This is a genomic window from Nonomuraea sp. NPDC050383 (genome assembly GCF_044459125.1).
Taxonomy (GTDB): domain Bacteria; phylum Actinomycetota; class Actinomycetes; order Streptosporangiales; family Streptosporangiaceae; genus Nonomuraea.
Map to the genome: position 1 here is coordinate 236,287 of NZ_JBITIP010000004.1, position 14,939 is coordinate 251,225.

Below are 14,939 nucleotides of genomic sequence, written 5' to 3' on the forward strand. Positions count from 1 at the left end.
CGCGTGCACGGTGACCGGATGCCACAGCATCCGTGCCTATAACCGTATCTATGCCACTTGCAGGCTACTTGCCGCCGACTCAGAGCGCGGGCGGCCGCTCGCCGCCCGCCGGACCGGGGACGCCCGCATAACGGTACGGCACCGGTTGCCGTCCGGGCTGCACGACGAGCAACGTGCCGGGATCGGCGTAGCAGGCGCTCTCGACCGCGGCGGCCACGTCCTCGGCGGTGAGCAGCGGGAAGCCGGCGTTCAGGAAGGTCTCCCGCTCCTCGGCCACCAGAGGGGTGTCGGTGAAGCCGGGGCACACGGCGCTGATGCGGACGCCGTCGGCGGCGAGGGGCGTCGCGAGCGCCCGGACGAGGCCGATCACGGCGTGCTTGGTCATCGTGTAGATCGGGTCGCCGTCGTAGCCGACGAGCCCCGCGAGCGAGGAGGTCACCACGACCGCGCCGCCCCCCGAGCGCCTGAGCAGCGGCAGGGCGGCCACGACGCCGAAGACGACGCCATCCACGTTGACGCCGAGCGCCGTGCGGTAGCGCGCCGCGTCGAACGCCCCGAGGTCGATCCCGGTGGCGATGCCCGCGTTGAGGTGGACGACGTCCAGCCTGCCGTAGCGCTGCTCGGCGAGCGCGACGGCGTCGAGGCTCGCCTGCTCGGTGCTGACGTCGGCGGCGAGCGCGACCCCGCCGGTCTCCTTGGCGAGCCGCTCGGCGCCCTCCCCGTCGAGGTCGACGAGGACGCACCTGGCCCCGCCGGCGGACAGCCGCCGCGCGACCGCGGCCCCGATGCCGCTCGCCGCTCCGGTGATCAACGCGACAGTGCTCATGACGGCTCCAGCATGCGGTGGGCGCGGGCGATGAGGACGGGCACCGCGGAGCCGATCTCCTCGAACCCCTCCCCCACGGTCTTACCCTGGCGGAACCGGGCGTGGATACCCTCCACGATGACCGCCAGCTTGAAGTTGCCGAAGGCGACGTAGAAGCCGAGGTCCGGGATGTCCCGGCCGGACGCCTTGGCGTAGTGCGCCGCGAACTCCGCCGCGCTCAGGAAGCCGGGCGCCAGCGTCACGTCACCGGCCACCGGGATGGAGGCGCGCTCCTCGTCGCCCGGGTCCTGCCAGTAGGTCAGCGTCAGCCCGAGGTCGGCCAGCGGGTCACCGAGCGTGGACATCTCCCAGTCGACCACGGCCATGATCTCGGGCTCGGGCGCGAGCCGGACGAGCGTGTTGTCGAGCCGGTAGTCGCCGTGGACGAGCGTGCCCGCCGACACGGGCGGCAGCCGGTCGCGCAGCCGGGTCACCAGCCGGTCGTACTCGGGCAGCTCGGCGGTCTTCGAGCGCTCCCACTGCTGGCACCAGCGGTCGAGCTGCCTGGCCAGGTAGCCGTCGGGACGGCCGAAGCCGTCGAGGCCCACCTCGCGGTGGTCGACGGCGTGGATGGCGGCCAGCACCTCGGCCAGCCGCTCCGACAGCCGCCGCGCGTGCTCCGGCTCGGGCTCGCCCAGCTCCTCCTTGGTGCGCACGGCCGCGCCCTCGACGTGCCCCATCAGGTAGAACGGCGCGCCGATGACGTCCTCGTCGGCGCAGAACGCGACCGGCTCTGGCACGGGGACGGGCGTCGGGGCGAGAGCCGAGATCACCCGCCACTCCCGCCGCATGTCGTGCGCCGTCGGCAGCACGTGGCCCAGCGGCGGGCGGCGCAGCACCACGCGCCGGTCGCGGCCCTCGACGAGGTAGGTCAGATTGGACCTGCCCCCCGAGATCAGCGACACTGAAAGCGGCTCACCCGTGTCAGGCACGTGGTCCGCCATCCATGCGCTCAGGCGGGGCAGGTCGATTCCGGGGACCGTCATGGACACACATTAGAACGCCACTCGGTACTGAATGCCAGCTTAGAGTTGTGTAACGTTCCGGACCTGCGTCGATGACTACTGATAGCAACGGTTAACCTGTCCCTTGCACGGTGTACCCTCCACGCTCGACAGCACACGGCATATCGCCAGTAGGAGCCCATGCGCGTCTCACTTGCCCACCCCCGTGACCTGGGCGCACCGGAGCTGAGCCGGTGGCGAGCGCTCCAGGAGGCGCACGCGGGGTTCGACAACCCCTTCCTGTCGCCGGAGTTCACGATCGCCGTCGGCGAGTCGCGCGACATGGTGCGCGTCGCGGTCATCTACGACGGCGCCGACATCGTGGGGTTCTTCCCGTTCGAGCGACATCCGCTCGGCATCGGCAAACCGGTCGCCGCGGGGCTGACCGACGCGCAGGGCCTGGTCCACGCCAAGGACGTCGAGATCGACCCGCACCGGCTGCTCCGGCTGTGCGGGCTCTCCGTCTACGAGTTCGACCACCTGGTCGCGGATCAGCCCATGCTGGCCGCCCGGCACGAGAGCCACCCGTCGCCCATCATCGACCTGCGCGACGGCCATGAGAAGTACATCGCGTTCCTGCGGGAGCACTCCGGCAAGACGTACAAGTCCACCCTCGCCAAGGAGCGCAAGCTCGAACGCGAGGCCGGAGAGGTCCGCCACGACTACGCGATCGCCGACGTCGAGCCGCTGCACACCCTGATCGGCTGGAAGGCCGAGCAGTACCGCCGCACCGGCCGCACCGACCGGTTCGCGCACCGGTGGATCGTCGAGCTGGTCGAGCGGCTGCACGCCACCCGCACCGACCAGTTCGCGGGGGTGCTGGACATGGTCTACGCCGGCGGCGTGCCGATCGCCGGGCACTTCGGCCTGCGCACCCGCACCACGCTCGTCGGCTGGTTCCCCGCCTACGACACCGCCTACGCCAAGTACTCCCCCGGCCTCATCCACCACCTGGCCATGGCCGAGCAGGCGGCGGCGTCCGGCGTCGAGGTCATCGACATGGGGCGCGGCCAGAAGGAGTACAAGGACAAGCTGAAGAACGGCGAGTTCCGGGTCGCCGAGGGCCGCGTCGCCACGATCGGGCCCGCGGCCGGCGTCCACTGGCTGATGCGCGTGCCCGCGCGCAAGACCCGCGCCACGGTCCTCGCCAACCCCGTCCTGCACCGCACGGCCGACCGGGTCCTCAAGACCTTCGGCCGGCTGCGCACGGCCATCCAGCCGTGAGGCTGCTCGCGGAGCGGACCGGACGCCACTGCCTCCTGCTTCCCTCCAACCGCCTCGGCCTCTACCTCGCGCTGCGCCACTGGTGCGTGCCCGGCCAGCGGCTGCTCATGTCGCCGGTCTCCGCCGACGAGATCCTGTTCCTGGTGATCGCCGCCGGCCTGCGGCCGGTCATGGCGCCGCTGTCGCCGCGCGACGGCAACATCGACACCGCCCGCGTCGACCTGTCCACCGTCGACGCGGTCCTCACCACCAACATGTACGGCCTGCCGGACCGGGTCGGCGCCTTCGCCGGGAAGATCCTCATCGAGGACCTCGCCCACGCGCTGGAGACGTCCGTCGACGGGCGCCCGCTCGGCACCTTCGGCCAGGCCGGCGTCTACAGCCTGTCCAAGCACTGCGGCGCCGGGTCCGGCGGCGTGCTGGTCGTGGCGGGCGAGGACGACTTACACGCCCTCGAACAGGCCCGCGACCTCGTCCTGGAGCCGGGCTCCTGGCGGGCGGAGCTGCTCGCCGTGACCACCTCCGCGGCCCGGCGCGCCGCCCTCCGCCTCGACCTCGTCCGCCCGGCCCTCCGGCTCGCCCGCCTGCTGGGGCTGCAGGAGGAGCGCCTCGGCTACCGCATCGAGCTGCGCGGCGACGAGCTGGCCCGCACCATGAAGCACGTGCCCGAGCTGGCGCCGTTCGACCCGTGGGTGCGTGCCGACCTGCACGACTACCGGGTGCGCAAGGGACGGATCGCCCGGCGCTACCAGGAGGCCCGCCTGGCCGGGGTGGCCGCCGAGCGGGAGCGGCGGGTCTCCGGGGTGCGGATGCTGGCCGAGCTGCCCACGGTCGCCGAGGGCGTGCGCGACCACCTCGACCAGCCGCTGTTCCGGGTGCCGCTGCTGGTGCGCGACCGCGACGCGGCCATCGCCGCGCTCGAACGGCACGGGGTGGCGGTGGGCTACCTGTACGACCCGCCCTACGACGACTACGCGCCCGGCTTCACCGAGCCGTCGCCGTACCCCGAGGTGGCCCGCTGGTGGGCCCGGCACGTGCTGCCGGTGGACCCGGTCCACGCGACCCGGGCACTGCCGGTCGTGCGCCACCTCGCCCCGGCCCCGCCGCCGCCCGTCTGACCCCGACCCCGCCTGCCCGGCCCCTATCAGCTCGTACGGATGAGCTCGGCCAGGACGTGGCAGGCGCGGCGCACATCCGGCAGGGAAGCCGAGCCGTACCCGATCACCAGCCCGAGCGGCGCGCCCGGCGTGTGCCAGTGCCGTTCGGGCACGTCCAGCAGGACACCCCGCTCGGCGGCGCGCTCCGCCACCCGCCCGATGGTGCCGTGGGGCAGCTCGGCCAGCACGTGCAGCCCCGCCGTGTCCCCGCGCAGCCGGCAGACCGGGCCCAGGATCTCGACCACGGCGGCGCGGCGGCGGGCGTACTCCAGGCGCATGCGGCGCAGGTGGCGGTCGAGGTCGCCGCGTTCGAGCAGCGTGGCGACGGCCTGCTGCACCGGGCCGCTGGTGCGGTCGGCCACCGCCAGGCGGAGAGCGGCGATCCGGTCCACCAGCTCCGGCGGGCCCACCAGCCAGCCCACGCCGACGTCCGGCGCCAGCGTCTTCGACAGCGTGCCGAGCAGCACCACGCGCGACGGGTCCAGTCCGTACAGCGCGGGCAGGGGGCCCACGTCGTAGCGGAACTCGGCGTCGTAGTCGTCCTCCACGATCATCGCGCCGCTGCGCCGCGCCCAGGCCAGCAGCCGCTCGCGGCGCGGGATCGGCAGCCGGCCGCCCAGGGGGTACTGGTGGGCGGGCGTGGTGTACAGGAGGCGGAGGTCGCCGGGCAGGCCGTCCACGACCACGCCGTCCTCGTCCACCGGGCAGGGCACGACCTCGGCGCCCCGGGCGGCGAACACGGTGCGCGCCACGTGGTAGCCGGGGTCCTCCACGCCCGCGCGGGTACCGGCGCCGAGCAGGGCGAGCGCGCACAGGTCGAGGCCGTTGCCGGTGCCGCGGGTGACGAGGATGTTCTCCGGCCCGACGGCCACGGCCCTGGCCCGTCTCAGGTGCCCGGCCAGCAGCTCGCGCAGGCGCGGCAGGCCGTACGGGTCGGGCGAGTCGCCGGGCGGAAGGTCGGCGGCCCTGCGCCAGGCGCGCTTCCAGGCGGCGTCGTCGTAGTCGCGTACCCACGGCTTGCCGGGCCTCAGGTCGATCCCCTCGGACGGACGGGAACTCACGGCGGGGACGGGCGTACGGGCGGGGGCCGGAGCCGAGGGCGGGAGGCCGGTCCGGCCGGCGGCCTCCTCCAGGGCGGCCACGAAGGTGCCGGACCCGTGCCTGCCCTCCAGCCAGCCCTCCGCGTACAGCTGCTGGTACGCCTCCGTGACGACCGTGCGGCTCACCGCGAGCTGCGCGGCCAGCCCGCGCGAGGACGGCAGCCGCTCCCCTGCCGCGAGCGTGCCCGCCAGCATGGCCCGGCGCAGCCACCCGGCGAGCTGCGACGAGAGCGGCAGGGGCGAGTGCCGCTCCAGGGAGACGGGCAGGTCGAGCAGGCTGCGCACGGAAGTGGTCTCCAGGAAGGCGGGAATAGTGGCCCTACAGGATAGGTCCACTCGCGGGTTAGCGTCGTGCCCATGCTCTCCACCACGCCCCGCACCACGCTCGGCCGCTCGAAGGAGCGCGGCAGCGCCGACCGGAACGACCTGTACGAGGTGCTGGACGCCGGCCTCATCTGTCACCTCGGCGTCGTGGCCGACGGTCACCCGATGGTGGTGCCGACCGGCTACGGGCGCGACGGCGACACCCTCTACCTGCACGGCTCCACGGGCGCCCGCTCCCTGCGCGCCGCCGAGGGGACCGAGGTGTGCGTCACGGTGACCCATCTGGACGGGATCGTGCTGGCCCGGTCGGTGTTCCACCACTCCGTCAACTACCGCTCGGCCGTCATCTACGGCACCGCCCGCCTGGTCACGGACGACGACGAGCGGCTCACCGGGCTGCGCGTGCTGACCGAGCGGCTCGCCCCCGGCCAGTGGGACTACGCCCGCCGCCCGAACCGCAAGGAGCTGGCCGCGACGGCCGTGCTCGCGCTGCCGCTGGACGAGGCGTCGGTCAAGATCCGGCGCGGCGGCCCGGTCGACGAGGACGAGGACCACGGCCTGCCGGTCTGGGCCGGCGTGCTGCCCCTGGTCACGTCGTGGGGCGCGCCCGTGCCGGACCCGCTGCTCCGAGAAGGTATGGATGTGCCTGTTCACATCGGCGGCCGTCGGTAGTTCCATGAATCCAGAGCCACCTGGCGAACCAGTTCGCTAGATCACGCGTCTCATCAGGTGGGCCGGCTCCTGATGGGAGAGGCAAATGGAGTGGAGCGCTCCCGGTTATACGGAAGTCAAGCAGCTCGGGTCGGGCGGCAGCGGCAGAGTCGTGCTGGCCGTGCACGACGAGACGGGCGTCAGGGTCGCCGTCAAGTACCTCTCCGAGGAGTTACGGCGCGACCCCGAGGCGCTCGCCCGCTTCCAGTCGGAGGCGCGCCTGCTGGTCACGCTGCGCGACCCACACATCGCCACGATGTGGGAGTACGTCCAGGACCATGACGGCGCCGCCATCGTGATGGAGCTGGTCAACGGCGTGTCGCTGCGGGCGCTGCTGCGCGAGAACGGCACGACGGGGCCGGAGGCGGCGCTGACCGTGCTGAAGGGGTCGCTGCTCGGCCTCGCGCGGGCGCACCGGCTGCGCCTGGTCCACAAGGACTACAAGCCGGAGAACGTCATCGTCCGCGACGACGGGGTGAGCAAGCTCGTCGACTTCGGCATCGCCGTGCGGGAGGGCGCGACCGCGCGGCCCGAGGGGACGCCCCCGTACATGGCTCCGGAGCTGTGGGCCGGCGCCCCCGCCTCGCCCGCGACGGACGTGTACGCGGCGACGGCCGTCTTCTTCGAGTGCCTGACCGGTCACCGGCCCTACCGCTCGACCGAGCCGAGCGTGCTCGGCTACCAGCACGTGTACGCCCCGATCCCCGTCCAGGACGCGCCCGAGCCGGTGCGCGAGCTGCTCATGCGCGGCCTGGCCAAGGACCCGGCCGACCGGCCGCGCGGCGCCGAGGCGTTCGTGGCGGAGCTGGAGGAGACGGCGCGGGCCGCGTACGGCGACGACTGGGAGGAGCGCGGCAGGCGGCGGCTGGCCGGGCTCGTCGCGCTGCTCGCCCTGCTGCTGCCCGTGCCCGAGACGCCGCCCGCGCAGGCGAGCACGTCGCTGGCCCGGACGGTCTTCCGCGGCGGGCACGAGCTGGGGCGCACGGTGGCGCGGGCCGCCCGGCACAACGCGGTGCGGCTGGCCATGGGCGGCGGCCTGGCCGTCGTGGTGGCCGTCGCCGCGGTGTTCGTGCTGGCGAGCCGGGACCGGCTGCTGCCCCGGCCCATCGACGTGGCGGCCGCCGCGCCGAGCGACTCCCCCGGGCCCGCCGAGCTGGTGTCGCCGCCCGCCACACCGGTGGGCGCCACGGAGAGCGCGACCCCGGAGCCGGCCGTGTTCCCGCCGGAGAGCACCGGGCCGGCCGTGATCGTCCCGGCGACCAGCGACGGTCCCACACCCACGGCCACACGCGACCGGACGCCCACGCCCACGGCCACGCGCGGCCGGACGCCCACGCCTCTGCCCGCGCGTACCACGCGGCGGCCCACGCCGCGGGTGACGGTCACGCCGCCGACCACGCCTCCCCCCACCACGCTTCCCCCGACGACGCTTCCTCCGAGCACGCCGGCCCCCACGCCGGTGCCTGCGACCTCGGTGGCGGCGCTCGCCCTCGGCGGCCTCACGGTGAACGAGGACGCCGTCGCCGCGGCCACGGTCACGATCCGCGCCACCGGCGTCGCGCCCATCGGCGCGAGCGCCACCTGGGCCGTGGCGGGCGAGAGCGTCCACACCGAGCGGCTGCGGCTCAGCGGCCGCACCACCTACACCCGCGCGCTCAGCCACACGCTGGCCGAGCGTCCCTGCGGCAGGACCGTCACGCTGACCGTCGCCACCACGCCCGCCGCTCCCGGCGGGGCCAGGACCACCACGCTGAGCGTCCCGCCGTGCCCCACGACCGTGACGGGTCTGAGGGTGTCGCTGGACATGTCGCCCTCACCGGGCACCGGCGCCTCGGCGCGCGTCCGGGTGACGACGAGCGGCACCGGGGAGGTGCCGGTGCAGGCGAGGTTCGCGGTCAACGGGGACACCGTCGGCACCGCGACCGCCACGCTGGGCGGCCGCACCTCCTACAGCCGCTCGTTCGGCCAGGGCTTCAGGACCAGGCCGTGCGGGGCGACGTTGTCCGTGACGGTCACGGCCGGCGGTGAGCAGGCGAGCGCTCGCACGCGGGTGACGTGCCCGCCGGGGGTCCGGCGGGTGTCCATCGCCCGGGCCACGGTCAACGGCCGGGGCGCTGCCGTCGCGGTGGTCACGGTCTCGACGGTGAACGACCGCCCGGTGCGGCTGGCCGTCACGTTCTCGGCCGGGGGCAGCCAGCACACCGAGCAGCTCACGCTGTCGGGTGACACGTCGTACACCCGTACGCTGAGCCACGCGTTCGGCGAGCTGCCGTGCGGGGCGCGCTGGGCCGTACGGGCGGCGACGCGGCCGGGCGCGGCCGGGGGCGGCGACGAGGCGAGCGGTTCCACGCCGGAGTGCCCGCCGGAGGAGGAACCGTCCCATGACCCCGACCCGTCCACGGACCCGCCCAGCTCCGGCCCGCCCGTCACGCCCTCACCCCGCCCGGACGAGCCCACGACCGACCAGCCGGCACCCGGCGAGCCCGGCTGACCGGGAACGGCCTCCCGAGCCCCCCGCCATCCGTGCCGGCACCCCGGTCCCAGCCGCGCCAGACATCCGGGACCGGGCCGGGAAATGGGCGCGTGGCGGGGTGGCGAGGTTGCATTTTCCGGCTTATCGGGATAACCGGCCCCAGAAAACGCTTGCCGCTGGTTAAGCTACGGTGCGTTTGTTCAGGGTGGGGGCCCATAAATGTGCAGAGGAGACAGTTATGCACGGTGGTGGGCTATGGGAGGTCCCCGGTTACCGCGCCGTCCGGGAGCTGGGCAGCGGGTCCGCCGGCCGGGTGGTGCTGGCGCGGCGTGACCACGACGGCGCCGAGGTCGCCATCAAGTACCTCTCCGACGAGCTCCGGGCCGACGTGGGCTTCGTCGCCCGCTTCCGGCACGAGGCGCGCCTCCTCGGCACACTGCGCGGCCCGTACAACGCCCGCCTGATCGACTACGTCGAGGCCGGCGCCGGCGCGGCCATCGTGATGGAGCTAGTGAACGGCGTCTCGCTGCGCCAGCTGCTCCGCTCCGAGGGCCCGACCGGGGCCGAGGCCGCGCTGGCCGTGCTGAAGGGCTCGCTCAAGGGCCTGGCCGCCGCGCACGCCATCGGCGTGGTCCACCGCGACTTCAAGCCCGAGAACGTCATGGTCCAGGCCGACGGCGCGAGCAAGCTCGTCGACTTCGGCATCGCGGCGCGGGCCGGCGAGCAGGCGAGCGCCGCCGGCACCCCGCCGTACATGGCGCCCGAGCAGTGGTCGGGCGCGCCGGCCGCGCCCTCCACCGACGTGTACGCCGCCACGGTCGTGTTCTTCGAGTGCCTGACCGGCACCCGCCCGTTCCGCGGGTCCACCATGGCGGCGCTCGCCCGGCAGCACCAGAGCGCGCAGCCGCCGGTCGACGAGGTTCCCGCCCCGCTGCAGGGGCTGGTCCGGCGGGGCCTGGCCAAGGACGCCTCCGAGCGGCCGCCGTCCGCCGAGGCGTTCCTGACCGAGCTGGAGGCCGTCGCGGCCGAGGCGTACGGAGCCGGCTGGGAGGAGCGCGGACGCCGGCGCCTGTCGAGCCTGGCTGCGCTGCTGCTCGCGCTGTTCCCGACGCCCCCCGAGGTGCCGGCGGAGGCGCAGACCTCGCTCGCCGAGACGCGCTTCCCCGAGCCGTCGAAGCTGCTGGCCAGGCTGTCGTCGAAGATCCTCATCGGTACGGCCTGCGTCGCCGTGGTGGTCGGCGTGGCGCTGGTGGCGGTCAACGTGTTCGACGGGAACACGACCCTGCGGGCGCAGATCACCCCGGTGACGCCCACCGCGGACTCCCCCGCGGCGGGCGAGCCCGGCATCGGCGACCCGTCGGACGACCCCTCGGAGGAGCCGACGGAGGAGCCCACCGAGGAGCCGTCGGACGACCCGGCGCCCTCCACCGAGCAGACGCCGACGACCGGGCCGACCGCGACCGCCGCGCCCGTGGCGACGAGGACCGCGACGCCCACGCCCCGCGCCCGCCGCACGCCCCGGACGACGCCCACCCCGACCAGGACGCGGGCGACGCGGGCGACCAGGACGCCGACGCCCACCGCGTCGGACGAGCCGCGGGTCCTCGGCACGCTCGACGACCAGGACGGCGCCACGACCGCGCCGCGGCCCTCGTCGCCCCCGGCCACGAGCCCGCAGCCGACGTTCACCACGCCGACCCGTACCCCGCCCACCCAGACGAGCGAGCCCACCGAGACGACCCCCCCGCCTTCCCAGACGACCCAGCCGTCCTCGACCCGAGGCGGCGACGGAGGCAACGGAGGCGGCGAGGGCGACCCCACCCTCGGCGGGCCCACCGGGGGCGACGGGGAGCCGACCGGGGACGGCGACGTCCCGCGCGTGGCTCCGGCCGACGAGCGGGGCAGCGCGGCGGGCGTGCTGCTCGCGACCGGGCTGGTGACGTCGGGGGCGGTTCCGTTCACACTTGCGGTCAGACGCCGCGTGGCGGGGCGGCACCGGAGCAGGCGCTGACAGCGCCGGGGGGCGGCGCGATGGAGAACGCCAGGGACGGCATCGCCGGATTCCGGCTGACCGAGCACACCTGGATCACCGAGGTGGGCAACTGGATCGACGCGATCGCGCCGGACGGCCGACGCGCCGGGGCGCTGCTGTTCGACCCGAGGGTGGCCGGGCTGCCCGGCGTGCGCGACCGGGTCGTGGCGGCCGTCCTGACCGACCAGCGGCTGGTGCTGGGCGGGCTCGGCGGCCTGATCCCGGTGGCGGACGTGGTCGCCGCCGGGGAGCAGGTGTGGCTGCTCACCGCGCAGGCGGTCAGCCCCACGCTGTCCGACCTGCTGAACGCCGATGCCGTGGACGCGGGCGGCGCCGCTTCGGTGCTCGCGGAGACGGCCCAGACGCTGCTCGCGCTGCACGCCGCGGGGGTGGCGCACGGCTCGCTGCACCCGGGGACCGTGGTCATCGCGGCCGACGGCGGGGCCCTGCTGTCGGAGCGTGGGCTGAGCGACGCCATCCGGGGCCAGGCGTCGCCGCCGGCGCGCGACGCCGAGTCGTGGGCGGCGCTGGCCCGCGGGCTGGCCGCCTCGGTGCGGGACGCGCCCGGAGCCGTCGAGCTGTTCGAGCGGGCGGCCGCCACGGCCACCACCCACGGCCTGGCCGCCGCGCGCGACACGGTGCTGTCCGGGCGGGGCGCGCTGCCGGGCGGCATGGTCAGCCGTGACGGGCTGGCCCAGGCGGCCCGCGGACGCTCGGCGTTCGCCCAGCCGCCCGTGCGGGCGCTGCCGTACCCGCCGGAGCCGGTGGACGAGGGCGACATCGTCACGCTCCTGCGTGTGCCCGGCCGCTCCCCGGCCCCCTACGGCGGGCCCGCCGAGAGCTCTGCGGCGATGCGGTTCGGTCCCGGCGTGGAGACGCGGCAGGACAGGGCGGAGACCACCGCGGAGCGGATGTGGCGCGAGGGCAGGGAGGAGCAGACCGTCCGGGGCGGCCGCGCCGTCCGGGCCTCACGGGCGCGGCGCCGCCGCACGGTCCTCGCCGCGGCGCTGTTCGCGGTCGTCATGGCGGGCGCGATCCTGGCCTGGCTCAAGCTGGGCGGCGGCGGACCCGAGCTGGCGGTCGCGTCGGTGGACGTCGCCGGCCCCAGGAAACCACAGGGCTGCGACAGCGCCGTGGTGATCACCGGCACCATCGTGACCAACGGCGGCACGGGCGAGATCCAGTACGAGTGGCGCAAGAATCTCGACAAGGAGGTGGTCAGGCGGACCCTGCGCACCACCGCCGACCAGACCTCCTACCAGGTGCCGCTGAGGTGGGCGCTCAAGGGCAGGAGCACGGTCAAGGCGACGGCCACGCTGCGCGTCCTGTCGCCGGGCCCCGTGCGCACCGACAAGGCGAGCTTCACGTACAAGTGCTGAGGTGCGGTCGGCGACACCGCCGCCGACAATGCATATCAATGCGGTTCTTACTAATCTGGCCAGCATGACCACGCAGACCCCCGCGGGCTGGTACCCGGACCCCTACGGATCGCCCCAACTCCGTTGGTGGGACGGCGCCCAGTGGACCGACGCGACGCATCCTCAGGAGCCCGGGGCGGCGCCACAGCAGCAGCCGCCCTCGGGGTCGCAGCCCGGCCACGACTGGTCGGCCACCCCGGCGAACCCGACGCTCCAGTACGGCCAGCCGGCCTTCGCCCCGCAGCCGTACGCGCAGGGCGACCAGCCCGGCCACGGACAGCAGGGCGGCCCCGGACAGCCGGGCGGTCCCGGACAACCGGGCGGCCCCGGACAGCCTCCCTACGGCTCGCCCCAGCCCACCCGGGTGCTGCCCACGTACGGGCACGAGGGCGGCCCCTACGGACAGCAGCCGGGCGGTCAGGCGCAGTGGGGCGGCGCGCCGCTCCCCGGCCCGGGCTTCGGCCCGCCGCCGAAGCAGCGCAACCCCATGCCGTGGGTGTTCGGCGGGCTGGCGGCGCTGGTCGTGGTGGCGCTCATCGTGGTCGCGGGCATCTTCCTGGTGAACCGGGAGGGCTCGTCGGCCGCCTCCTCCCCGACCTCCGGGCCGACCGGGACCGAGGCGCCGTCCGATCCGCCGTCGGAGTCGCCGACCGGGCCGCCGCCCAGCTCGCAGCCCGCCGAGCTGCCGCAGCCGCAGGACGGCCGCGTCACCGACCCGCTGGCCGGCCTCTCGTACTCCGTGCCCGAGGGCTGGACGGTGCCGGACGTCTCCGAGGTCACCAGCACCGATCCCACGCAGCAGAGCTGGTCGAGCGGCGTGCAGAAGGTCGCCCAGGAGAAGTACCAGGACGAGAGCGACTGGATCGGCAACATCTACTCGGGCCGCCTGAACGACCTCTTCCCCTACGAGGGCAAGCAGAGCCTCGGCCTGACGGCCAAGGCGGTGTACGTCGACTTCGGCAAGTACTACCAGATCCAGCACACGACCAAGATCCTTCAGGACAAGGCGATCAAGGTCGGGGGCAAGGACGCCTGGCTGCTGCAGTTCCAGCTCGACTTCAGCAAGGTCTCGAAGCAGAAGGGCTACAAGTGGAACAAGGAGAACGGCGCCATCGTGCTCATGGACCGCGGTGAGGGGGAGCGCCCGGCCCTGTTCTACGTGTCCGTTCCCGACAATCTCGGGACCAATGTGGTCGCCCAGGTTCTCAGCTCGCTCAAGCCTGCCTGACGCTTGGCACTAGTCTGGTCCTGAGAGCAAGCGGCGGGTGTCTCCGAGCCGCTTGGGCGAGGAGAACGAATGAGTGACGTGCTGGTCTGGATCGACTGCGAGATGACCGGGCTGGACCTTGGCCGTGACGCGCTCGTCGAGGTGGCGTGTGTCATCACCGACAGCGAGCTCAACCAGCTCGACGAGGGCGTCGACGTGGTCATCAAGCCGCCGCCCGAGTCGCTGGAGCAGATGTCGCAGGTGGTCCGGGAGATGCACACCGCCTCGGGGCTGCTGCCGGAGCTCGCGGGCGGGGTGACGCTGGCGGAGGCCGAGTCGCTCGTGCTCGACTACATCCGCCGCCATGTCCCCGAGCCGAAGAGGGCGCCGCTGTGCGGCAACTCCATCGGCACCGACCGCACGTTCATCTCGCGTGACATGCCGGCGGTCGACGCGCACCTGCACTACCGGATGATCGACGTGTCCTCCATCAAGGAGCTGGTGCGCCGCTGGTACCCCCGCGTCTACTTCGCGGCGCCGGAGAAGCAGGGCGGGCACCGGGCGCTGGCCGACATCACGGAGAGCATCAGGGAGCTGCGTTACTACCGCGCGGCGGTGTTCGTGGCCCAGCCCGGCCCCGACTCGGCGACGGCGCGCACACTGGCCGAGCGCGTCAGCGGCTGACCCGGGGGACGACCGGGCGCACCTGCCGCCGACCAGGGAGGCGGGCCCGCGAGTGAGGGAACGAACACGTGTCGGCGCGCCGCTGATGGCGTAAAGACTCCCGAACACCGCTACACTTTTCCTGTGCCGCCTCGCGGGGCGGCTCATGGTGGGTGTAGCTCAGTTGGCAGAGCGCCAGGTTGTGGTCCTGGATGCCGAGGGTTCAAGTCCCTTCACTCACCCGCACGCGAAGGCCGGTCCCACGGGGCCGGCCTTCGCCGTTTTCTCCTTGTCGTCCCCAAAGCAGGACAATGCGAGCTATGCTCACTGTCTACCGCTAACGCCGGAAGCGCGGGGGCATCGGCGATTCTGACCGTCTGCGCGCCCCCGGAGGCCGGATGAGAGTCGACGACGCAGCGTTCGATAGCGTGTTCACGTCCTTGAGCAAGCGCGAGGCGGAGGTCATGGACCTGATCGCCGCGGGTCAGTCCAACGGCCAGATCGCGCGGCGTCTCTTCCTCAGCGAGAAGACGGTCAAGAACCACGTCAACCGCATCTACGCCAAGCTGGGCGTGGACTCGCGCGTCACCGCCATCGGCCTCTGGCTGTCCCGCAACGGCTGACCCCGGGCACGCCCGCCCATCCGGGGATCGCCGCCCACCTTCACGACCCCGCGCGACCCGGTTCCGGCGCCACGCGGGAGTTTTCACATGCCCGCTTTTCCGGCCGTGCCCGTCTTTCCCACCGTTCCCTCTTTTTCC

At 73.9% G+C, this 14,939-nt stretch carries 12 protein-coding genes and 1 tRNA gene; 10 read left to right on the plus strand and 3 right to left on the minus strand.

All coding sequences use genetic code 11. The annotated features are described in order from the left end of the window. Positions 1-79: 79 nt before the first annotated feature. Positions 80-826 (minus strand): SDR family oxidoreductase, encoded by a 747-nt coding sequence (locus ACIBG4_RS12525; protein WP_310716429.1) that lies wholly within the window; start codon positions 824-826, stop codon positions 80-82. Next, a complete protein-coding gene (locus ACIBG4_RS12530; protein WP_397201903.1) occupies positions 823-1,851 on the minus strand; it encodes a phosphotransferase family protein in 1,029 nt (342 codons plus the stop codon). Before ACIBG4_RS12530 ends, ACIBG4_RS12525 begins: the two co-directional genes overlap by 4 nt. Positions 1,852-2,010: 159 nt before the next feature. Between ACIBG4_RS12530 and ACIBG4_RS12535 the strand changes: the two genes are divergently transcribed. Together ACIBG4_RS12535 and ACIBG4_RS12540 are read left to right on the plus strand one after the other, a co-directional pair. Next, entirely contained in the window at positions 2,011-3,093 is a 1,083-nt protein-coding gene (locus ACIBG4_RS12535; protein ID WP_397201904.1) for a GNAT family N-acetyltransferase, read from the plus strand. Further along, positions 3,090-4,211: a DegT/DnrJ/EryC1/StrS family aminotransferase gene (locus tag ACIBG4_RS12540; protein ID WP_397201905.1), complete on the plus strand. Its 1,122-nt coding sequence runs from the start codon at positions 3,090-3,092 to the stop codon at positions 4,209-4,211. The genes ACIBG4_RS12535 and ACIBG4_RS12540 overlap by 4 nt, the downstream gene beginning before the upstream one ends. Before the next feature lie 26 nt (positions 4,212-4,237). On the opposite strand, the gene ACIBG4_RS12545 is transcribed toward ACIBG4_RS12540, so the two are convergent. Continuing rightward, positions 4,238-5,635 (minus strand): PLP-dependent aminotransferase family protein, encoded by a 1,398-nt coding sequence (locus ACIBG4_RS12545; protein ID WP_397201906.1) that lies wholly within the window; start codon positions 5,633-5,635, stop codon positions 4,238-4,240. A gap of 72 nt (positions 5,636-5,707) precedes the next feature. On the opposite strand from ACIBG4_RS12545, the gene ACIBG4_RS12550 reads away from it, so the two are divergent. The 8 genes from ACIBG4_RS12550 to ACIBG4_RS12585 all read left to right on the plus strand — a co-directional run bounded on the left by ACIBG4_RS12550 (position 5,708) and on the right by ACIBG4_RS12585 (position 14,801). Beyond that, entirely contained in the window at positions 5,708-6,346 is a 639-nt protein-coding gene (locus ACIBG4_RS12550) for a pyridoxamine 5'-phosphate oxidase family protein (RefSeq protein ID WP_397201907.1), read from the plus strand. Positions 6,347-6,431: 85 nt separating this feature from the next. Next, a complete protein-coding gene (locus ACIBG4_RS12555; RefSeq protein ID WP_397201908.1) occupies positions 6,432-8,876 on the plus strand; it encodes a protein kinase in 2,445 nt (814 codons plus the stop codon). A gap of 220 nt (positions 8,877-9,096) precedes the next feature. Next, on the plus strand, positions 9,097-10,869 hold the full coding sequence (locus tag ACIBG4_RS12560; RefSeq protein ID WP_397201909.1) for a serine/threonine-protein kinase: 1,773 nt from the start codon (positions 9,097-9,099) through the stop codon (positions 10,867-10,869). A 20-nt stretch (positions 10,870-10,889) separates the two neighbouring features. Continuing rightward, positions 10,890-12,269, plus strand: coding sequence for a hypothetical protein (locus ACIBG4_RS12565; RefSeq protein WP_397201910.1), 1,380 nt, complete (start codon positions 10,890-10,892; stop codon positions 12,267-12,269). A 64-nt stretch (positions 12,270-12,333) separates the two neighbouring features. After that, positions 12,334-13,536, plus strand: a complete 1,203-nt coding sequence (locus tag ACIBG4_RS12570; protein WP_397201911.1) for an APA family fibronectin-binding glycoprotein — start codon at positions 12,334-12,336, stop codon at positions 13,534-13,536. A gap of 69 nt (positions 13,537-13,605) precedes the next feature. Beyond that, complete coding sequence (gene orn, locus ACIBG4_RS12575; RefSeq protein WP_310716412.1) at positions 13,606-14,199, plus strand: oligoribonuclease; 594 nt, start codon at positions 13,606-13,608, stop codon at positions 14,197-14,199. Positions 14,200-14,347: 148 nt separating this feature from the next. Continuing rightward, positions 14,348-14,420, plus strand: a tRNA-His gene (locus ACIBG4_RS12580). Positions 14,421-14,576: 156 nt separating this feature from the next. Then, entirely contained in the window at positions 14,577-14,801 is a 225-nt protein-coding gene (locus ACIBG4_RS12585; RefSeq protein WP_310716411.1) for a helix-turn-helix transcriptional regulator, read from the plus strand. The last annotated feature ends 138 nt before the right edge of the window (positions 14,802-14,939 follow it).

Coding starts and splice junctions, on each gene's coding strand:
- ACIBG4_RS12525 (WP_310716429.1), bottom strand. CDS start 826: ATGAGCACTGTCGCGTTGATCACCGGAGCGGCGAGCGGCATCGGGGCC.
- ACIBG4_RS12530 (WP_397201903.1), bottom strand. CDS start 1,851: ATGACGGTCCCCGGAATCGACCTGCCCCGCCTGAGCGCATGGATGGCG.
- ACIBG4_RS12535 (WP_397201904.1), top strand. CDS start 2,011: ATGCGCGTCTCACTTGCCCACCCCCGTGACCTGGGCGCACCGGAGCTG.
- ACIBG4_RS12550 (WP_397201907.1), top strand. CDS start 5,708: ATGCTCTCCACCACGCCCCGCACCACGCTCGGCCGCTCGAAGGAGCGC.
- ACIBG4_RS12555 (WP_397201908.1), top strand. CDS start 6,432: ATGGAGTGGAGCGCTCCCGGTTATACGGAAGTCAAGCAGCTCGGGTCG.
- ACIBG4_RS12560 (WP_397201909.1), top strand. CDS start 9,097: ATGCACGGTGGTGGGCTATGGGAGGTCCCCGGTTACCGCGCCGTCCGG.
- ACIBG4_RS12565 (WP_397201910.1), top strand. CDS start 10,890: ATGGAGAACGCCAGGGACGGCATCGCCGGATTCCGGCTGACCGAGCAC.
- ACIBG4_RS12570 (WP_397201911.1), top strand. CDS start 12,334: ATGACCACGCAGACCCCCGCGGGCTGGTACCCGGACCCCTACGGATCG.
- orn (WP_310716412.1), top strand. CDS start 13,606: ATGAGTGACGTGCTGGTCTGGATCGACTGCGAGATGACCGGGCTGGAC.
- ACIBG4_RS12585 (WP_310716411.1), top strand. CDS start 14,577: ATGAGAGTCGACGACGCAGCGTTCGATAGCGTGTTCACGTCCTTGAGC.